General features: G+C 53.7%; 21 protein-coding genes (1 of these 21 only partly in view). 20 read left to right on the top strand and 1 reads right to left on the bottom strand.

The annotated features are described in order from the left end of the window. On the bottom strand, window positions 1-1,848 hold the 5' portion of the coding sequence (locus tag B5D39_RS10830) for a penicillin-binding protein 1A (RefSeq protein ID WP_078790489.1). It extends 600 nt beyond the left edge of the window; 1,848 of the gene's 2,448 nt are visible here — the first part of the coding sequence; its start codon is at window positions 1,846-1,848; its stop codon lies off the left edge, out of view. A 179-nt stretch (window positions 1,849-2,027) separates the two neighbouring features. Between B5D39_RS10830 and B5D39_RS10835 the strand changes: the two genes are divergently transcribed. The 20 genes from B5D39_RS10835 to B5D39_RS16810 all read left to right on the top strand — a co-directional run bounded on the left by B5D39_RS10835 (window position 2,028) and on the right by B5D39_RS16810 (window position 20,540). Next, window positions 2,028-3,227, top strand: a complete 1,200-nt coding sequence (locus B5D39_RS10835) for a c-type heme family protein (protein WP_078790490.1) — start codon at window positions 2,028-2,030, stop codon at window positions 3,225-3,227. A 15-nt stretch (window positions 3,228-3,242) separates the two neighbouring features. Beyond that, window positions 3,243-4,163, top strand: a complete 921-nt coding sequence (locus tag B5D39_RS10840; RefSeq protein ID WP_078790491.1) for an HD-GYP domain-containing protein — start codon at window positions 3,243-3,245, stop codon at window positions 4,161-4,163. Continuing rightward, window positions 4,160-4,495: an STAS domain-containing protein gene (locus tag B5D39_RS10845; RefSeq protein WP_078790492.1), complete on the top strand. Its 336-nt coding sequence runs from the start codon at window positions 4,160-4,162 to the stop codon at window positions 4,493-4,495. The genes B5D39_RS10840 and B5D39_RS10845 overlap by 4 nt, the downstream gene beginning before the upstream one ends. A 5-nt stretch (window positions 4,496-4,500) precedes the next feature. Beyond that, the gene (locus tag B5D39_RS10850) at window positions 4,501-4,926 is read left to right on the top strand and encodes an ATP-binding protein (protein WP_078790493.1); all 426 of its coding nucleotides are present in this window, start codon (window positions 4,501-4,503) and stop codon (window positions 4,924-4,926) included. Then, a complete protein-coding gene (locus B5D39_RS10855) occupies window positions 4,923-6,395 on the top strand; it encodes a TolC family protein (protein ID WP_078790494.1) in 1,473 nt (490 codons plus the stop codon). The genes B5D39_RS10850 and B5D39_RS10855 overlap by 4 nt, the downstream gene beginning before the upstream one ends. A gap of 14 nt (window positions 6,396-6,409) precedes the next feature. Next, on the top strand, window positions 6,410-8,221 hold the full coding sequence (locus B5D39_RS10860; RefSeq protein WP_078790495.1) for a PAS domain S-box protein: 1,812 nt from the start codon (window positions 6,410-6,412) through the stop codon (window positions 8,219-8,221). 1 nt (window position 8,222) lies between these two features. Continuing rightward, entirely contained in the window at window positions 8,223-8,888 is a 666-nt protein-coding gene (locus B5D39_RS10865; RefSeq protein ID WP_078790496.1) for an ABC transporter ATP-binding protein, read from the top strand. Then, window positions 8,885-10,117 (top strand): ABC transporter permease, encoded by a 1,233-nt coding sequence (locus B5D39_RS10870; RefSeq protein ID WP_244161393.1) that lies wholly within the window; start codon window positions 8,885-8,887, stop codon window positions 10,115-10,117. Before B5D39_RS10865 ends, B5D39_RS10870 begins: the two co-directional genes overlap by 4 nt. Window positions 10,118-10,248: 131 nt before the next feature. Continuing rightward, complete coding sequence (locus tag B5D39_RS10875) at window positions 10,249-10,638, top strand: hypothetical protein (protein WP_078790497.1); 390 nt, start codon at window positions 10,249-10,251, stop codon at window positions 10,636-10,638. 58 nt (window positions 10,639-10,696) lie between these two features. Further along, complete coding sequence (locus B5D39_RS10880; RefSeq protein WP_208610576.1) at window positions 10,697-12,424, top strand: ABC transporter ATP-binding protein/permease; 1,728 nt, start codon at window positions 10,697-10,699, stop codon at window positions 12,422-12,424. 257 nt (window positions 12,425-12,681) lie between these two features. Next, complete coding sequence (locus B5D39_RS10885; RefSeq protein ID WP_078790498.1) at window positions 12,682-13,119, top strand: Lcl C-terminal domain-containing protein; 438 nt, start codon at window positions 12,682-12,684, stop codon at window positions 13,117-13,119. 122 nt (window positions 13,120-13,241) lie between these two features. Continuing rightward, on the top strand, window positions 13,242-14,027 hold the full coding sequence (locus B5D39_RS10890; protein WP_078790499.1) for a transporter substrate-binding domain-containing protein: 786 nt from the start codon (window positions 13,242-13,244) through the stop codon (window positions 14,025-14,027). An 81-nt stretch (window positions 14,028-14,108) separates the two neighbouring features. Further along, window positions 14,109-15,656 carry an ABC transporter substrate-binding protein/permease gene (locus tag B5D39_RS10895; protein WP_078790500.1) on the top strand — a complete coding sequence of 516 codons (1,548 nt, stop codon included), beginning with the start codon at window positions 14,109-14,111 and terminating at the stop codon, window positions 15,654-15,656. A 16-nt stretch (window positions 15,657-15,672) separates the two neighbouring features. Further along, window positions 15,673-16,899 carry a sigma-54 interaction domain-containing protein gene (locus B5D39_RS10900; RefSeq protein ID WP_078790501.1) on the top strand — a complete coding sequence of 409 codons (1,227 nt, stop codon included), beginning with the start codon at window positions 15,673-15,675 and terminating at the stop codon, window positions 16,897-16,899. 216 nt (window positions 16,900-17,115) lie between these two features. Beyond that, a complete protein-coding gene (locus B5D39_RS17235) occupies window positions 17,116-17,388 on the top strand; it encodes a hypothetical protein (protein WP_078790502.1) in 273 nt (90 codons plus the stop codon). A 129-nt stretch (window positions 17,389-17,517) separates the two neighbouring features. Then, window positions 17,518-18,003 carry an Lcl C-terminal domain-containing protein gene (locus tag B5D39_RS10910; RefSeq protein ID WP_161947485.1) on the top strand — a complete coding sequence of 162 codons (486 nt, stop codon included), beginning with the start codon at window positions 17,518-17,520 and terminating at the stop codon, window positions 18,001-18,003. Window positions 18,004-18,053: 50 nt separating this feature from the next. Beyond that, window positions 18,054-19,238, top strand: coding sequence for an NAD-dependent dihydropyrimidine dehydrogenase subunit PreA (gene preA, locus B5D39_RS10915; protein ID WP_078790504.1), 1,185 nt, complete (start codon window positions 18,054-18,056; stop codon window positions 19,236-19,238). 27 nt (window positions 19,239-19,265) lie between these two features. Further along, window positions 19,266-19,505, top strand: coding sequence for an enolase-like domain-containing protein (locus B5D39_RS10920; RefSeq protein ID WP_078790505.1), 240 nt, complete (start codon window positions 19,266-19,268; stop codon window positions 19,503-19,505). A gap of 150 nt (window positions 19,506-19,655) precedes the next feature. Next, window positions 19,656-20,102: a hypothetical protein gene (locus B5D39_RS10925; protein ID WP_078790506.1), complete on the top strand. Its 447-nt coding sequence runs from the start codon at window positions 19,656-19,658 to the stop codon at window positions 20,100-20,102. A gap of 24 nt (window positions 20,103-20,126) precedes the next feature. Then, on the top strand, window positions 20,127-20,540 hold the full coding sequence (locus B5D39_RS16810; RefSeq protein WP_139366754.1) for a hypothetical protein: 414 nt from the start codon (window positions 20,127-20,129) through the stop codon (window positions 20,538-20,540). The last annotated feature ends 4 nt before the right edge of the window (window positions 20,541-20,544 follow it).

The following is a 20,544-nucleotide window of genomic DNA, read 5'->3' on the forward strand; positions in this document are numbered from 1 at the left end:
ACTAATATAGTACGGCTGCTGATAGATCCCTTTATTGGCAAAGGCGGTGTAGGCCGAGGTTAACTCCAGAGGCGACACACTTGCGGCCCCCAATGCCAAGGACAGGTTCGGTTCAATCTTTGAGGTAAAGCCCAATCGCTTGGCAAATGCAACCGCATGGTCCACACCGATTTTTTCAAGAATCTTCACGCTGACCACGTTGATGGAGTTGGTTAAGGCCTCCCGCATGGTGACCGGGCCACGATAGTTATTATCATAGTTTTTGGGTGACCAGGTTTTGCCCAAACCTGCCGGATATTCCACCGGCGAATCATCAATCACCGTGGCAGCGGTAAACCCTTTTTCCAAGGCAGCAGCATAGATAATCGGTTTAAAGGCAGAACCGGCATTTCGCTTGGCCTGCACAGCCCGGTTAAACTGACTCTTACGGAAGTCATAACCGCCGATCATCGCCTTGACACCGCCGGTACGAGGGTCGATCGAGACCAAGGCACCCTGGACCTCGGGCATCTGATCAAGGGCAAAGATCGCCCCCTGGTTATTCTGATCAGGGGTAATCACCTGCAGGTCTATCACGGCCCCCAGCCCAAGTGATTTGGCTGACTTTTCCGGCTTGCCATAACTGTTCACCAACGCCAATTTGCCGGCCCAACCCATTCCTTTACGGTCAAGTGCGCCGTAACGATCACCCACCCGCACCGTTGCAATCCCCTTGGCAGGATCAACCGCAGTTACTACACCTGCATAGGTCTCGCCTGCTTTCAAGGCAGCAGAATCAATACCTTCTTCGACTTTGTCGCAGAACGGTTCTACCTCTTCCTGCTTCAGATATTTAGCCGCCCCCCTGAACCCCTGACGCTTGTCAACCGCCTTCAAACCGGCCCTGACCGCATCATAGGCCGCACCCTGCATATTGGCATTCATGGTGGTATAGATTTTCAACCCGCCTTTATAGAGCTGGTCTTCTCCATACTTTTCCTCAAGATATATCCGCATCTGCTCAAGAAAATAGGCAACTCGATCATTCATAACCCGGCGACCAGGCAAAATAGTCAGTGCGGTCTTACGGGCATGATCAGCCTCGGCCTGAGTTACGAACCCTTCCTGCACCATCCGCTCCAGCACATAGGCCTGACGCTCCTTGGCCCTCTCCAGGTGCTTGATCGGTGAATAGGCATTGGGCGCCTTGGGCAGGCCAGCCAGTATCGCCATCTCTGCCAGATTAAGCTGTTCAACCCGCTTTCCAAAGTAGGTCTCAGCAGCAGCTTCTACGCCATAGGAGCCAGCCCCCAGGTAAATCTGATTCAGGTAGAGATACAAAATCTCATCCTTGGTCAGCTTTTCTTCCATCCGCTTGGCCAGGATCGCCTCTTTAATCTTGCGGGAAAGCTTCTTTTCCGGGGTCAACAGCATGGTCTTGGTAACCTGCTGGGTAATGGTGGATGCCCCCTCTTTTTTGCGCATGGAGATGATGTTCTTGAAGGCGGCACGAACGATACCGAAATAGTCTATCCCCTTATGGGAGTAAAAACTGGCATCTTCAGCAGCAACAAAGGCCTGTATCAACTTGCGCGGCATCTTGTTAACCGGCACTACCAATCGGCGCTCAAGATAAAACTCCCCCACCAGCGTCCCATCATCGCCAAACACCTGAGAGACAATCGGCGGCTTATAATCGGTCAGACGATCCACCTTGGGGAGCTTGGCCATCAAAAAGGCCACATATCCCCCCAGCCCCAGCAGTGACACCACCACTAAAGTAACTACAATCAACAGAAGGGTGGACAGAAAACCTTTTCTGCTGTGACTGGGTGCTCGACGACTTGTTTTGCTCTGTTCCTGATACATGCTGACAACCTTTCAAACCCCTCTATTCACACAAAAACTGCTCTGTATTTTCGCACGATACCTGATTCAGGAACGTGGTTCAAGTTTTAGCTAGTGTATCGGCCTGGCTCTGCTTGTCAATCCGGTTATTCAGGTTATACTGGTATACTTAATAGCGTTTACTCTCCGCGAGGCCACCCATGCGCATCACCACCAAACTGACGTTAATTATATCTGTGTTGCTGATAACCCTGTTCATGGCACTGGGCTGGAACTCCTATCAGCACGAACTGCGCCTGATCCAGCAGCAAGGGGTAGAAAAGGCACGCATTATTGCACGCCAGATCATCGAAACACGGGACTATCTCTCCCGTGCCGAACAGGGAGAGGCAGCACATAACTTCGCCCTGGTACCTCAAGTAGCAGCCAGCCGGATAGCGGTGAGAATCACCGAAGGCTCACCCTACTACGTCCGTCAAGTCTCCCTGCGCAATCGCAACCCGGAAAACAAGCCTGACCAGTATGAAGCATCGGAGCTGGCAAGAATAGCAGCTACGCCTGTGCCACAGGAAAGCTACAGGGTCGTTGGCAGTAACGGCAAGGAAGCCCTGCGCTACCTGCTGCCGATGACCGCCGAGAAGTCCTGCCTGACCTGCCATGGCAGCTTTGAGTCCGCACCACGCTTTGTCCAGGAACGCTTCCCCAAGGGGCATCCTTCTTACAACTACCAGGTCGGTGAAGTTATCGGCGCCATCTCTGTCTCTGTGCCGATGCGGGAACTGTACCGCTCCATTGACAGCAACCTGTTTCACGGCCTGGTGATAGAATCGGCCATCCTGCTATTGCTGCTGGTGTTTACCGGCTGGGTCATTCACCGCGCGATTCTGAAACCGGTAGCCACGGTTGCCAAAGGGATTGAAGGGGTAGCAAGCAGCGGCAACTATACCCAGCGGATCGAACAGCCGGGCAATGATGAAATCGGTCATCTGGTGGCCTCGTTTAACGAGCTGATGGCAGAACTGGAGCGGAGAACCCTGCAGCGGGCCGAGTCGGATGAACGCTACCGCAATTTCATTGAGATTGCCCAGTCGCCAATCATCACCTTCCTGCCGGATGGCAAAATTGTAATCGCCAACCAAAAGGCGGAGCAACTGTTCGGGCTTACCAAAGAAGAGCTGCTGGGTCAGAGTATTTGCGATTTCATGGCCGACCCTGAACCGCTTAGAGCCGGAATCAGAGACTATTTTCAGGCTGGCAGCAGTAGTCTGATCGGCACCACCAGCCTGCAAACAGTGCGCAATGTCTGTGGCAAGCTGTTTGAGGTGGAAATGGTGATCTCTGTTTCGCAGACCGATCAGGAGGCGATGTTTACCGCCATACTCAGGACCACAAAGAGCTGACGGGGGCCTGTGAGCATGACTGCACTCCAGAACAACACGCTTTTCCAACAACTGACCAGAATCTTGAACGAGGTTTCACAGGGGAATACCACCAACGTTGAAACCATCTTTGAGCTGACCAAAGAGGGGGTGTACCCTCCGGAAATCGTAAACCTGGCGGAATCTTTCGGCATGTTGATCGTGAACATAGAAGCAAAACAGCAACGTCTTGAACGACTGCTTACAGATTTGCAGGACAAAAACAGGGAGCTGGAACAGGTTTCCTCCAGCCTGTTAAATGCAAACATCGGCATGCTGGAGGTGCTAGGCAGTGCCATTGCAAAACGGGACAGTGATACCTGCGCCCATAATTATCGGGTATGCATTTACTCAATCCATCTGGGAAAGGCATTGGGGTTGCCTGACGACAGTCTTCGCAGCCTGATCAAGGGTGCGTTTCTGCATGATATTGGCAAGATAGCTATCAGCGACACCATTCTGCTGAAACCAGGCGGTCTTGACGACCGGGAATATGAGATCATCAAGACCCATGTACTGCATGGCAGTGAGATCATCAGGGCCTACAGCTGGTTGTCCGATGCCCATGATGTGGTGCTGCATCACCATGAACGCTATAACGGCGAAGGTTACCCTGACAGGCTCAAGGCAGAGCAGATCCCGCTTCATGCACGTGTTTTCAGCATTTGTGATGTCTTTGACGCACTAACCTCAAAACGCCCCTACAAGGAACCCTATCCCGTTGACTACAGCTTGAGAACCATGAGAACCGAGGTGGGTAGCCATTTTGATCCGGAAATTTTCGACCTGTTTGTACAGAATGCCCGGACTATGTACGAAACTATTGTGAATTTCAGTGAAAATCAGTTAGAAAGCAGATTACACACCATCATGCAGGACTATTTTGCGCCGCCAGAAAAGATTGGAGAAAAACGATGACGATTCAGACAACAAAAGAAGCAAACGCCACGGTACTGACCATAGCCGGCAGAATGGACGCTGTCACCGCACCGGAGTATGAAAAGGCACTGAATGAGCAGATAGCAGCCGGAGAATCCGCCTTTGTGATCGATTTTCAGGGGCTGGAGTACATCAGTAGTGCTGGCCTGAGGGCACTGCTTGCCACAGCAAAACTACTGAAGACCAAAAACGGACAGATCCGGTTGGCCAACGTACTGGGAACGGTCAGAGAGGTATTCGACATCTCCGGTTTTGGTTCCATCTTCCAGATTCAGGATTCCGTTAGCGCTGCCCTGGCCGACCTGGGCTAAAGGCCATGACCTTTGATACACTCAAATGTGCAGCCACCCTTGAGAACCTCAATCAGGTAATCGAGTTCGTGGAAGAGGCTGCCGACCGATTCCAGCTGGCCACCAAGAAAAAGTTAGGCATGTTGATTGCGGTTGAAGAGGCCTTTGTCAATGTCTGCCACTATGCCTATCCCGATGCGGAGGGCGACGCAAGCATCTCATGCGGTAACGATAACGGGGCGTTTGTCGTCGAAATAGCCGATTCAGGGGCTCCGTTCGATGTCCTGTCACTACCCGCTCCTGACACCACCTCAGACATCATGGATCGCCAGATCGGCGGTCTGGGGGTCCACTTCATCCGTACCCTGACCGATCAGGTCAGCTATCGTCGTGAAGAGGGAAACAACATCCTGCAGATGATCCTCCACAAGGCAGAGGACACGCCTCCATGACCCACTGTTTAGCGGCACGTCTGCTTTGTCTCCTGCTTCTGCTTCTTGCCCCTGCCATCACTCCAGCACACGCCGCTGACCCGGCCATGTCCCTGGATGACTGTATCGCCTTGACCCTGCGAGAAAACCGCACCATCAAAAATGCCTACCTTGACCGGGTTGTACAGAAATATGACCTGCGCATGGCTGAAGACAAGTTTATCCCCACCCTGACCCTGGCGCCATCGGTTACCGGCAGCGGCAACACAAAACCCCTGGGAGGCGGTATAAACAACAGCAGCAGCGACACCACGCTCAAGCCAGGTGCGGTTGCGACACTGACTGAAAACCTGCCAGCCGGTGGCACACTAAGCGTTGGCAGCAGTTATACCGTCACCAGCACCCAGCAGGCAGTGCCGTCACGGGACTACGGCTGGAACGTCAACCTGACCCAACCGTTACTGAAAGGGGCCGGCCTGGATGTCAACCTGGAGTCAGTCCGGATTGCCCGTATAAACGAACAGAAGAATATCCTCGCGCTTAAGTCGACCCTTATCTCCACCATGTCATCAGTCATCACCTCCTACCGCAGCTACATCCAGGCAATTAAATCGCTGGAGATCACCCGGCAGTCGCTGGAGCGCAGCCGTGAACTGGTGGCCACCAACCGGGAACTGATTGCAGCCGGACGGATGGCGGCAATCGAAATTGTCCAATCGGAAGCAGACCTGGCCAATCAGGAACTGAGTCTGTTGACTGCTGAAAACAGCCTTGATGCCGCCAGACTGGCATTAACCAAGGCGATTGATATTGATAAAAACACCCGGATTACCCCGCTGGCAGAAACCCAGATCCCGCCGGTACCGTACACACTTGTACAGGCCAGGCAGCTGGCCTTCAGTAACCGACCGGACTACCAGAGCCTGCTACTGGATTACGAAAACAGCAAACGGGCCCTGACCATTGCCAAACGCAATACACTCTGGGATCTTTCCCTGACCGGCAGCTACACTGAAACCTACAACCGGGCCACCAGCATAACACCGGTCAACTCCAACGGTGCCTGGACAGCGGGCCTGACCCTGACCATTCCGCTGGATAACCTCTACCGTTCTTCAAGCGACCGCCAAGCCGCTCTGGCTGCTGATATCGGCCTGAAGAAGATGGAAAACAGTCTGGCACGGCAGCGGGAGGATATAGAGATCGAGATCCAGGATGCCCTGCGTTCTGCTGAAATGAACTACCGTCAAATTAAGCTGGCCACCCTGGCACGGACACTGTCGGAAAAAAAAGTGGAAATTGAAACGGAAAAGCTGAAAGCCGGGCGTTCCACAAACTTCCAACTGGTCAGTTACCAGAATGATCTTAAAAACGCGCAGAGAAGTGAACTTGATGCGATTATCACCTACCAGAACGCCTTGACCAGCCTTGAAAGCAAGCTGGGTATTACCCTGGAACGTTGGGGTATCGCCCTGGCTGAACGGCCCTGAAACCGGGACAAACAATGGAACAGCAAACCATCATAGCAGGCAGAATACTTGAAGATATGTCAGATGGGGTGATGACCATCGACCTGAGCGGTCGAATCACCACCTTTAATGCCTCAGCAGCCAAAATACTGGGGATCGCCCAGGAAGATGCACTGGCAAAGTCCTTTGGCGAGGTATTTCTGCTGGCAGAAGCCAATGATGACTTCAACCAGACCATCCTGGATGCCATCTACGAATCATCCACCAGCCATAACCGGATTGTCCCGTTTACCTGCAACGATAAACAGACCACCCTGGCATTGACCACCACCTTTCTTAAGGCTGAGGATGGCACTGACCAGCGGATGGGCGTGATCGCCGTATTCAGTGACATTACCGAGCTGCAGGCGCTGCAGGAGGCTGAAGCCCGGCTGGCAGAAGAGATCAAAAATAAACACCGTGAACTGCAGGCAGCCTACCTGAAGACCGAAGAAGGTAATCAGCAGTTACAGTCGGCCCTGAAGAAGGTCCAGATCATCAGGAACAGTGCCACCGCCTTCACCATCATTCTCTTTCTGGGGATCGGCCTGTTTGTCTGGAACCGCAAGCCAGCCAGTCTTAGCTCTTCAGCCCCCTCACCAGCATCAACACAGGCATCTGCACCAAGCGTTGTGCCGGTCACCCCCCAGCCGGTCTCCAGCAGTATTACCCTGACCGGCAAGCTGCTGCCATTGCAGATGGTGAATATCACCAGCCCGATCTCCGGCAAGGTGGGCCAGGTCATGGTCCGCTATGGCGACGTGGTCAAGGCAGGACAACCCTTACTGGTCATGGACACCAGCGAGGCGATGATCAAGTACCGCGAGGCAAAGGCAGCCTACATCAAGGCGCAAAACAGCTACAAGCAGATGGAAAAATGGGACACCAGCGCTGATGTTGCCCGGGCGCAACGTTCTCTGGCAAAGGCCAAACTCTCACTGGAAAACCAGAAAAAGACCCTGGACGAATCAGAACGACTGTACAAAAAAGGGATTATCCCGGCCACCGAGTATGATTCAGCCAAAAGTCAGTACATCAATCAGCAGATGGATTACCAGAGTGCCCAGGAAGAGCTGAAGGCTGCCCATGAAAAGGGTAACAGTGAAAATCGCAAGGTATCCCGTTTTGAGCTGGACAATGCTGAATCCCGCATGCGGCAGGCTGAAAAGGATATCGCCTCCTCAGCTGTAGTGGCGCCGGTCTCAGGCATTATCATGAAGCCGCCAGCCAGCGGTCAGTCCAAAGAGGGCAGAACCGTGGAGCGCGGCACCACCTTCCAGCAGGGAGAACTGCTGCTGGCCATTGGCGATCTGTCAGGTTTTTCCGTCAATGCCAAGCTGGATGAGGTGGATGTCACCAAGGTCCAACTGGGGCAGAAGGTACGGGTAAGCGGCGATGCCTTTCCGGGTCAGCAGTTAAGCGGCAGCATCCAGAGCATCTCCCCCCATGCAGAAGAGGGGGAAGGGGGCAAATCGGTCTCCTCCTTTGGCATCAAGGTGGTGATTGACTCGGTACCACCAGAACTGAAAAAGCGGATCATGGTGGGGATGACCGCCAACCTTGAGATTATCATCTACGAAAAACCCGATGCCCTGATGGTGCCGCTGGCTGCGGTGCATGATGAACAGGGCAAACGGTATGTTACCAGAAAAAAAGGGACTGCCCCGTCAGATGCCGCCGAGAAGGTACCGGTCACCACCGGTTACACCACCCAGGATGCGGTTGAGATCACCAGCGGCCTGAAGGCCGGTGACCTGCTAGAGGTAGCCACGCTCGGGCCACCGCCCTCACCAGGCGGGAAGCCTTAAAATGCTGACCCTGCGCGACATACGCAAGAGCTACCGGATCGGCCCCACCGAGGTGGATGTACTCAAAGGGGTATCCCTTGAAATTCAGCAGGGAGAGCTGGTCTCCATCATGGGACAGTCTGGCTGCGGCAAATCCACCCTGATGAACATCATCGGCCTTTTGGACCGCCCCACCTCCGGCAGCTTTATGCTGGATGGCGCTGAAGTCAGCTACAGCGATGATGATGCCCTGTCCGAGATCCGCAACCAGCGGATCGGCTTTGTGTTCCAGCAGTACTTCCTGCTTTCCCGCCTGACCGCCCTTGAAAACGTTGCCCTGCCGCTGGTCTACCGCGGCGACACCGGCACCAACAGTCATGATCGCTGTATGGAACTGCTAAAACGGGTCGGCATGGATGACCGTGCCAATCACCGGCCCAATGAACTTTCCGGCGGGCAGCAACAGCGGGTGGCCATTGCCCGTGCCCTGGTGGGCAATCCATCTCTGATCCTGGCCGATGAACCGACCGGCGCCCTTGACACCAATGTGGGGGGCGAAATCATGGAACTGTTCAAGACACTGAATGCGGAGGAAGGGATCACGGTGGTGATCATCACCCACGATCCCGGCATTGCACGCCAGTGCAAACGGGTGGCGGTCATGAAGGACGGGGTGATCGTGCCATGATGATTCATCCATCCCACCTGAAAGAGGCGGCCCGCAGCCTGCTGGCCTCAAAACAACGCACTATTCTGGCCTTGATCGGCATTGTAATCGGTATCGGTTCGGTGATCGCCATGGTCTCAGTCGGCAGGATCGTACAGGAAGAATCCCTGCGCCAGTTTAAAGAGATGGGCACCGATATCCTGACCATTGAAAAGGAGTTCGGCGGCGGTGGTCCTCCCGGCATGCAGGGCGCACCGGGTGCTGCTGGCGGAGCTGCAGCAAAGGCAGCGCTCAGACTTGATACCATCCTGGCCATCCCGTCCCGCTGTCCCGGTATTGCGGCGGTGGCCCCATCAGTCAGGGGTAGCGGCGACATCAGCTTTGCGGGCAAAAAATTGGAGCGCTGCAGCCCGATGGGGGTTACCGCATCATTTCTGGATATCAACAAGCTGACCATGCGCGAAGGGCGCTTCCTGTCTGATCTGGACGAGCAAAGCCGCTACTGTGTCATCGGCAGCCAGGTGGCTGCAGAGCTGCAAAAGCAAGGGGCATCCAAGCTGGCTGGTTCAAAGATCAGGATTGGCAACAACCTGTTTACGGTTATCGGGGTTACCAACGAGGTTCCCCAGGGCGGTATGCGGCGCTTTGAACCCAATGAGATGATCTACCTGCATATCACCACCGGTCTACGGGTCTTTGCCAATGCCGAGATACAATCCATCACCGCCAGGGTCAGCCCCGGCACCACCAACAACGCTGCCCGTGATCAGGTCATGGCCTACGTTGCCTCCCTGGGCAAAGGTCAGGCGGTCAGGATAACCAGCCCGGAGGAAATCATCGCCCAGATGGAAAAGCAGATGCAGATGTTTACCCTGCTGCTGGGGGCCATCGGTAGCATTTCGCTGATTGTGGGAGGGGTGGGGGTCATGAACGTGATGCTGGTATCGGTGACGGAGCGCCGCCGGGAGATCGGCATCCGCCGTGCCCTGGGGGCCAAGCGGGGTGACATCAAAGGCCAGTTCCTGATCGAATCAATCATCCTCTCTTTGATCGGTGGCCTGCTGGGTATCATCTTCGGTATCGGCGCATCATGGCTGATCGCCCACTTTGCCAAGTGGCAGTTTGCCCTCTCCTTCAGCGCCATCCTGCTTGGGGTTGGCGTCTCCAATGCCGTTGGGATCTTCTTCGGCTACTACCCTGCCCGTCAAGCCTCTCTGCTAGACCCGATTGTTGCGCTGAAATCTGATTAAACCGCCAACAGAGTTGGCACGCCAGGACGATCGTTGGCAGTTGCAAAACACATAACACACTAATATTACTTGTCGAAAATTTGGCACAGACCGTGCTACCAATAAAGAACAAACACTAAAGGAGTTCTCCCATGCATGCACGTTCATTCGCCATTGCTGCGATCACACTTTTGTCTCTGGCACCGTTTGCCACAGCTGGCGATTATCTCATTACCTGGAAAAGTACGCTGCCAGAAGGCACTACAAACAGGTGCAATATCAAGGTAACCGGTAGTCCCACGGTGGGGGCAAGCACGCTGCTTAAGCAGTGGGAGGGTGTCAGTTTTCCGCTGTATGCATTTATTCCAGCCGATTTTAACAAGAAAATCAGCTACAGCCCTGTCTCTGGCTGCGCCAAGCTAAACATTGACATTGCCTGCCATTCCAAACCAGAGGGTTCAGACTGGAGACAGGTGCTTACCATCAGCCCCTGTCAGGATCGCACCATCCTCATACATGTGGATGGCGTCCGCCTGCAGTAACCAGAACGGCGCACAAGCAAAAAACAGATTAACGACTCTAAGCACGCAAGGAAATCAGATGCAAGAGCCTCACGCAACCATGAATATTTATGACCTGAAACTCTGGAAAAAGATCTGGGACATCTCAAAAATGTACTGGTTCTCAGATGAGAAGTGGAAGGCTCGATGGCTGCTGTTCTTGTTACTGCTGCTACTGGCATCGGTCACCGGTATTAATATTTTGTTCAACTACCTGGGCCGCGATCTGATGGATGCACTGGCAAACAAGAATTTGACGCAGTTCTACCGCTGCATACTGCTCTATGCAACCGGCTTTGCGGTTGCCATACCAATAACCGCCCTCTACGGCTACATCCAGCAAAAACTGTCCATTAACTGGAGACGCTGGCTGACCACCCGGTTTATGGAGCGCTACTTCAAAAACCGCGCCTACTACCATATCAGCAATGATCCGGGGATAGATAACCCTGATCAGCGAATTGCCGATGACATAAAAAATCTTACCCAAAACAATCTGTCGGTACTGCTGCTGGTCCTAAGCTCGCTGATGGATTTTTTCTCCTTTGTGGGCATCCTCTGGAGCATCTCAGGAAAGCTGGTGCTGGTGTTGCTGTTTTACGCCACCATTGGCACCATCATCAGCGTATTGCTTGGTAAACGCCTGCTTAACCTCAATTTCCAACAGACCCGACGGGATGCTGATTTCCGCTATGGCCTGATGCATGTCAGGGACCATGCAGAGTCGATCGCCTTTTACCAAGGGGAAGAACGGGAAAATCTTCAGGTGCTTGACCGATTGAAGGCTGCAATCAGCAACAATCTGCTCCTTGCAAGCTGGGAACGTAATCTGGCCTTTTTCACCTCTGGCTATAACTACATCCCCCAGGTGCTGCCACTGCTAGTTCTGGCTCCGCAATTTTTCGCAGGCCAACTGCATTTAGGGGTTATGACCCAGGCGGCCGGTGCTTTTGCCATGGTACTGACGGCGCTTTCGTTAATAGTCACAAAATTTGCGATGTTCAGTTCCATCGCAGCCGGGGCAGCCCGTCTGGAATCTTTTGATACGAAGCTGGATCAACTGGTTGAGGTGCAACAATCGTCAGAAACGACAGGCATTCTATCCAAAGAAGACAGCGTGCTCGCGCTGGACAGGGTCTCGCTCCAGACACCCGATCAACAGCACACCTTGATCAAGGAGACCTCCGCCCAGGTCCCATCAGGAAAAGGGCTTTTGATTGCCGGACACAGCGGTGTGGGGAAAAGCTCACTCCTGCGGGCTGTTGCCGGACTCTGGAATACTGGAGAAGGTCAGATAACCAGACCACCCTTGCATGAGATCTTTTTTCTGCCACAACGACCTTATATGATTCTGGGCTCATTGCGAGAACAGCTGCTCTATCCGAACCTGGACAGTGCAACATCAGATGACGGACTTCGGGCGGTGTTGGACACGGTTAATCTGCCCAATCTGGCTGACCGGTTTGGTGGGTTTGATGCGGTTATGGGCTGGGGGACACTGCTGTCTCTAGGGGAACAACAGCGCTTGGCCTTTGCCAGACTTTTGTTAGCAAAGCCACGTTACGCCGTACTCGATGAAGCAACCAGTGCCCTTGATGTAACCAATGAGGCCCTGCTCTACGGCTACCTCCAGCAATCCGGGACCACCTTCGTCAGTGTCGGCCATCGCCCCAGCCTGATCAGCTACCACAATCAGGTGCTGGAACTGACCGGCAATGGCGGCTGGCGACTGTTGACAGCTGAGGAGTATCAGGCAGTCATGGCTTGATTGCCCATAGCCCAGCTGTGTTAAAGAGATGACGCACTCATACCTTCTCTTGTACTGCAACGGATTGTTAAACCTCTTTGCCGAGGCCGATTGTTGCAGTGAAGCTGAATCAGACCGCCAACAGAATTGGCACACACGGACGAACAGTGGCACCACGGAACAACACAACTATTCATTATTGCAACAGATATCAATTGGCACACATACTGCTCTATTTCAAGTACACGTTCACCACAAAAGAACAGGAGGAAACAACAATGAAAAAGCAGATCATGGCAGTAGTGACACTCTTAGGAATGATGGTGGCAGGGACAGCTTTTGCGGACCTAAAAGACAATAATGACGGCACACTCATCGATACCACGCAACGTCTGGTCTGGCTCAAACAGGCCGATTGCTTTGACAAGGTAAATTTCTATTATGCCCAGAACAAACCTTACGGCCTGGCATCGGGCATGTGCGGCCTGTCCGACAAATCATCTGCCGGACAATGGCGTCTACCCAACGAAGTTGAGCTAAAATCACTGCAAGGCAATCTGTCAAAGTTCAACGGGAACATCAGTGATTGGTACTGGACATCAAATCCGGGCACAGCCCCAAGCACCAGTAAATGTATCCTTCTCACCAATGGCACTACCCAGAGTTTTGACCGGAACAGCTTACATTATGTCTTGCCGGTTCGCAGGTTACCGTAAAAACTCAAACCGGGCAGACTTCAGATCAGTTACCCCACTGGCCGCCGGATACCCCTGAATACCAGCGACCAGATGATGTAACATGTTAGTTTTAAACAGCGATCAGCAAGGAGAGAAATACCATGCAAAAAAAGATTTTCAGCGCAGTTTGTATCAGTTTGATCTTCACGGGGCTCTTCATGCTCACCGCTTGCAGTAAGCGGGAGAAGGTCACCCACCTGCTGCAACTGTCCGGCAAGCAGTTCGCCGTCCCCACCGGAACCGTTGCCGACAAACTGGTGCTCTCAAAATTCCCCGATGCAAAATTTCAGTATTACAACAGCGTGCTGGATGCAGCACTGGCGGTACAGGCAGGCAAGGCTGATGCAGCAGCCTATGATGAGCCGATTCTGAAAAACATTGCCGCAAAAAATAAAGGGCTGACCGTGCTACCGGAGTTGATCACCAAGGATAATTACGGTTTTGCAGTGCAGTCCAATCGGCAGGATTTGAAACAGGCCATTGATCTCGTTGTCAGTGACCTGAAAAAGAACGGCAGCTATGATGCCATGCTGCAGCGCTGGCTCCCCAAAACAGGTAATCCTGCTCCCATGCCGGAGATCAAGCTGACCGGCAGCAAGGGGGTACTGAAATTCGGCACCTCTGCGGTGACTGAGCCGTTTTCATTCATGGATGCCTCCCACACGGTTGTCGGCCTTGATATCGAAATCGCCCGTTATGTTGCACAGAAGCTTGATATGACCCTGGAAGTCGTCAACATGGACTTTGGCGCCATGATCCCGGCCTTGATGGCTGGCAAAGTAGACATGATCGGTGCCTGCATCACCATTACCGAGGAACGCTCGAAAAAAGTGCTGTTTTCAGAACCGTACTACGTCGGCGGTATTGCGGCATTGGTCAGGCAATAGGGTTGCCGGAGCTGCCTCTGAAACAGAGCCGAATCAAACGGGGCAGCGCCTCAACGCCTTAAACCAACACAGGCAGGATGAATGAAAAAACTCATGCAGCCCACCTCATTACTTCTGTACCTGGCCCTGCTTTTCCTGGTTGGCACCGTTGCCAGCTGCGGCAGCGACCGGTCAGATCGCCCCGGTTCCCGTAGCACGCTGGCCACCGCCAACGACCTGCAGGACAAGCGGATTGCTGTATTGCAGGGTTCCACCCATGAAGCCTATGCAACACAGCACTATCCCAAGGCCACAGTGCTGCAGTACAAATCTGTTTCAGACATGCTGCTGGCAATAAAGACCGGCAAGACAGATGCTGCCATCTACAGCCGCGATGAACTGATGGAGTATATGCGTAGCAGCGATGATCTGGGATTTGTGGGTGGCCCACTTTACCGCACACCGGCCTCCATTGCTTTCCAGCAACAGGACACTGAGCTGCTCAGCTCCTTTAATCGCTTTCTGCAACAGCTCCGTTCGGACGGCACCTATGACGGCATGCTCAAGCGCTGGATGGAACAAGGCGCCACCGAGATGCCGAAACTGAACACGACCGGAACCGGCAAGCCACTGGCGGTGGGGGTTCTGAGCGACAACGGTCTGCCCTTTATGGTTATGAAGGACAACAGGCTGATCGGCTTTAATATTGAGCTGATGGAGCGTTTCGGCGCCTTCTGCAACCGGAAAATCCAGTATATTGATCTGGATTTCGGCAGCCAGATCGCTGCCCTGGCAGGACACAAGATCGACTTGATCGCCACGCCCCTGGCCATCACGGAAGAGCGCAAAAAACGGGTAGCCTTTTCAGACCCTTACTACACGTTTGATTCATTGGCCGTAGCCCTGAAAAAAAATATTGCCACCCAATCAGCTTCCTCCTCCCGCCCCCCCTCCTTCATCACCGGCATCATCACCGGCATCATCACCAGCTTTCAGAGCAACATCATCCATGAAAAACGCTATCTGCTGATTCTGGACGGCCTTAAAACCACCGTGATCATCTCCATCTTTGCCACCATCTTCGGCACCCTGCTGGGTGCCTTGGTCTGCTTCATGCGGATGGCAAAAAGCCGCCTGCTCTCTGCACCGGCAAAGATCTACATCGCCATTCTGCGGGGCATGCCGGTACTGGTCTTATTGATGCTGATCTTTTACGTGGTCTTTGCCTCAGTCAATATTAACCCGGTGATTGTGGCGGTGATCGCCTTTGGAATGAACTTTGCCGCCTACACCGCAGAGATCTTCAGGACCGGCATTGAAGGGGTGGAAAAGGGGCAGACCGAGGCAGGTATCTCTTTGGGCTTCACCAGGACCAGTACCTTCCTGCATATTGTGCTGCCCCAGATGGTGCGCCGGATTCTGCCAGTCTACAAAGGTGAGTTTATCTCGCTGGTCAAGATGACCTCCATTGTGGGCTACATCGCGGTACAGGATCTGACCAAGGCCAGTGACATCATCCGCAGTCGCACCTTTGATGCCTTCTTCCCGCTGGTGATGGTGGCCATACTCTACTTCCTGATCTCATGGATCTTAATGCAGGCAATGGGCTGGCTTGAGCAAAAGACCGACCGTAGACGAGCAGCAAGCTGACAGAAGGAGACGTGCAATGAACAACCTTAAAGTGAATCAACTGCTTGACCGCCTGATTGCGGTGACCGAGGAGCTTTCCCAAGGACGTTTTGGCCAGTATGACGACATCTTCGAGCTAACCAAGAGTGGCCAGTACCCTCCCCTGATCGCCCGCTTTGCGGAATCGTTCGGTATGATGGCGGTCAAGGTAGAAGCGCGGGAATACCGGCTGGAACAGATGATTGAGGAACTGCGCTCAACGGAAGCCCAACTGCGCGCAGCCAGGGAACAGCTGGCTCGCGAGAACAGCACCCTCAAGAAAAACCTGCGCCGTTCCTTCCCTTTCTCCTCCATCCTCGGCACCAGCCCTCAGATCAGAGAGCTGATCAGCAAGGCAGAGCGGATAGCCGATTCCCGGCTCTCCGTCATCATCACTGGCGAGACCGGTACCGGTAAAGAGCTGTTTGCCAAGGCGATCCACTTTAACAGCCCCCGCAGCGCCAAACCGTTTGTGGCGGTCAACTGTTCCGCCATCCCTGAGACCATCTTTGAAAGCGAGATGTTCGGCATTGAAAAAGGGGTGGCCACCGGGGTTGAGGCCCGGATCGGCAAGATCCAGCAGGCCCAAGGCGGCACCCTATTTCTGGACGAAGTAGGCGAAATGCCGCTACAACTGCAGGCCAAACTGCTGCGGGTGCTGGAAGAACGGACCCTGGAACGGGTCGGCAGCCGGACCGCCATTCCGGTTGATCTGCGGATCATCGCCGCCACTAACCGTGATCTGACCAAAGAGATCGCAGAAGGACGATTCCGTGAAGACCTCTACTACCGTTTAAACGGGGTTACCCTGCGGATTTCACCCCTGCGGGAACGCAAAGGCGATATTGAGCTGATCGCCCGGCAGTTTCTGGACAAGTGGGGCCGCAGCTGCGGCAGGCCACCGATGCGGATTGCCAAAGATGCCCTGGAACGATTGCGCAACTACCCTTGGCCCGGCAACGTGCGGGAGCTGGATAATGAGATTGAACGGGCTGTAGCCCTGGCCTATGGCGACACCATTACCATGACCGACCTCTCTGATCCGCTGCAGCAGCAAGCCAGACCATCAGCAGCAGGGGGGAAATCACTGCTGAAGGATTCAGAAAAACAGTTGATTGAGCTGGCATTGAAAGAGGCCAAAGGCAACAAGACCCAGGCAGCAGAGCGGTTGGGGATGAGCCGGGAAGGGCTACGCAAGAAACTGAAGCGGCTGGGGATGGAGTAACCATAATCCATAAACGGCAGTTACTCACGCAAAGCCGCAACGCTCGCAACAAAAACCAAACACTTACAGAAACTTAAGTTTCACCTGTTTGGTGAGAGGCTCGATTTATACAAAGATTTTATTTTTATGGCGTTGCGCCGTTGCGTGAACTGCTTTTTATAAAATAAGAGAATAGCTTATGCATAAGCACCTTACTAAACAGAGAAGGTCAGATACATGAAAGATAGTATCACCTTCTTCTTTTTGATTGCCCTATTGATGATCTTCGGATGCGCCGGACAACCGTCTGACAGTCAGTCGTCACTGGCCGGCACGTTTATTGGCCTGGCCGGATGCGACCGGACCCGGCTGATGCGGGTGGCGGAAAAAAGTTGTGCCCCGGAAGAGTGCATCCACCATGAGGCAGGCGTCATCACACCGGACAAGGTGCTAAACGCCCTGCTGGCAGCCGATGCCATCGGGCGACAACGCTACTGCCAACAAAGTTGACGCTAGCGGCCAGTTGTTGGTAGCAACCAAGCACATAACACCCTGTAACTACATATATACAGCGTTGGCACTAAAGCTGCTTTGGTACAATTGGAAAACAACTAAATGTTCCTCAAAAGAGAGGCAATCATGAAAACAAACCTGATCAAACGGCTCATCACCATCGCGGCGGCAACGGCCTTCATGCTGGCTATCGGCACAGGCGCAGTCCATGCGAGGGATAACGGCAACGGCACGTACACCGACGCTACCGGCCTGGTCTGGCTGAAGGATGCCGGCTGTTTGGGAAGCATGAACTGGGTTGATGCCACGGCAAGCCCCAAAAACCTTGCACACGGCAAGTGCGGTCTATCAGACAACTCCAGACCGGGTTCCTGGCGACTTCCCACAGGTGACGAATTAAATCGAATACATCAGGAACTTTCAGGTTTCACGAACATCCGGCAGGGCAACTACTGGTCGTCCTCCTGCGTGGTACAAATGCAGGGGCCAGGTTGGGGAATGCCGGTAACACTCTGTAACAGTTCCAGTCTGGACGGTCACCCCTACAGTATCTACTCCAGAGAGATGATAAACAAAATCAACTACGTGTTGCCGGTTCGCGCCGGACAATAGATTAGTTTTATTGGTGACTTGGTAGTACACAGCAAACATGGAGCACTGCAATGAACCTGCAAACCAGCTATCTGGGAGTAGCATTTAACAACCCGTTTATCCTGGCCTCGGCGCCACCCACCGCCAACGGCGACATGATCCGGCGTGCCTTTGAAGCGGGCTGGGGCGGAGCTGTAATTAAGACCATCTGCCACGATCCGGTCCACAACCTTTCTAATCGTTTTGCCACGCTACGAAGCGGCGGGGAAATTTTCGGCTTTGAAAATCTGGAACTTTTGTCTGAGAAAGGACCGGATGAATGGTATCGCGACATTGCCGCTGTCAAGGCAGATTTTCCTCACTGCCCGATCATCGGCAGCATCATGGGCAGTGCCGATTCACCAGAAGAGTGGCTTTCTCTGGCCCGTGGCTGCCAGGATGCCGGTGCTGACCTGCTGGAACTAAATTTTTCCTGTCCCCATGGCTGCCCGGAACGTGGTCGCGGTGCCGCAATCGGTCAGAACCCGGAATATGGCACTCGAATTGTAAAATGGCTTACCGCATCTACGGATATAACCATACCGATCATCCCCAAGCTAACCGCAGCAGTTGCCGATATCCGGTTTATTGCCGAAGAACTGGCGACGGCAGGCGCCCACGGTTTTTGCGCCATCAATACGGTCCCTTCGTTTTTTGGCTTTGATCTGCAGACGCTTCGCCCCAAACCGGATTTGGGCGGTATGACCAGCTACGGCGGCTATTCCGGCCCCGGCATCAAGCCGATCGCTCTGCGGGCAGTGGCTGAGCTGTGTCAGTCTCCGGGACTGCCGGTCATGGCCAGCGGCGGGATCGCCAGTGGTTTTGATGCAGCAGAGTTTATGCTGCTGGGGGCTCCGGTGGTGCAGGTAGGAACCGGGGCCATGCTGCGAGGATTCACTCTTGTCAAAGAGATGCAGCAGCAACTGCAGGAATTCATGGGCTGGCACGATTTTTCTGAGCCTGCTGACGTTATCGGCCTTTGCAAAGATCGAATCAGCTCATTTGAGCAGCTTGCAAACAACCTGAAGGTTCGTCCTGTGGTCAATCCAGATCGTTGCTGCAACTGCGGTCTATGCCTGACCGCCTGCCGTGACGGTGGTTATCAGGCCATTACCCCTGGCCTGGACAGCCCGGTCTTTGTCACAGACAACTGCAGCGGCTGTTCACTGTGTAGCCAGGTCTGCCCTGTCGGGGCACTGCAGATGCGACCATGCTAAAAACTCTATTAAACAGGTGCCACAACCATGCCTTCACCAATACAGCAGGCCCGCGCAGCCATCATCACCGCGCCACTCAACACCCCGTTCAGGATCACAACCGGTCAGCATAACCAGTTAGAGAAAGACTTCTATCAGGTCCAGGCCACCAACGGCATCCGCGGCTACGGTGAGGCGGCGGTTACCAGTCATATCACCGGTAAAACCGTGGAGCAGACCCAGGCTGGGGATGCTGTTCGCCCAGCTGTGTCGCTTGCTGTGATGTAGTGAATCGCCACCAGCGTTGGCGGCACCGGCAGAAAGTTGGCAGGACAAACCACCATAACACACTGATATCACTTGGATGACATTTTGGCACACAATCTGTAACAGCTCCTGCAAAGGCGAACATCCGCTAAACACAGAAGGGAGACTCCCATGAAAAACAGCTATGCGCTAGCTTTTGCCCTGCTCACCCTTGCTCTTGTACTTTCGTTTGCATCACACGCCGCGGCAGGGCAGGTCACCATCATCAACAAAACCCAGGACTGGAACTGTTATATCTCAGCCCATGGCTTCCTCTTCGGAGTTGCAACCGAAATGAAAACCCCTTGTGCGCTCCCCGGCAAGACGGAATGGTTTCACACCTCACTCTCGGTCGGCCACGTGAACGCTCTTTGCAGCTATAAAGGCACCAGCGCCAGCGCAAACGCATGTGGCTATACCGTTGATTCCGACTACAGGGCGCATCCGCATGAGGGGAAATTCTTTACTATAGGCGGCACCTGGCTTCCCCATCGTAATTTTACGGTGACCGTTACCGGCAACCGATCATCAATGTATTTTCAGCATGGCGATGTAACCTTTACGCTTACGGAAAATTAGCGACGCTATCAGAGGAGATTTAACGTGCGACTAACACTCATGAACGCCAAAACCAACGGTTTCCTGGCAACAGTTGCGCTGATAGCCGTAACGGCCAGCCCTGCCCTGGCCGGAACCGTAACGCTGGTCAATACGTCAACGAAGCACTATTGTAATGCAACCGCCACCGTCTATGTTTTGGGGATTCCATTTGATGTTACGACACCATGCGTAGCGCCCGGCAGTTCGGGGACGGTTACCAGTTGGCTTTCGACGGGCTATATACGGACAGAGTGCTCTGATAACGCGTTGTGTCGCCATTTTTGCGGCATGTATAATGAGAGGTTTGCCATGCCCTGCCCAGGTAAAAAATATGATGTACCCGGCACGTGGCTACCGCATCGCAATTTTACCGTCACCTTTACGCCACCCAATGATTTCGTGATGATAGAGAAATAGGGGA

Source organism: Trichlorobacter thiogenes (assembly GCF_900167465.1).
In the GTDB taxonomy this organism is placed as follows: Bacteria; Desulfobacterota; Desulfuromonadia; order Geobacterales; family Pseudopelobacteraceae; genus Trichlorobacter; species Trichlorobacter thiogenes.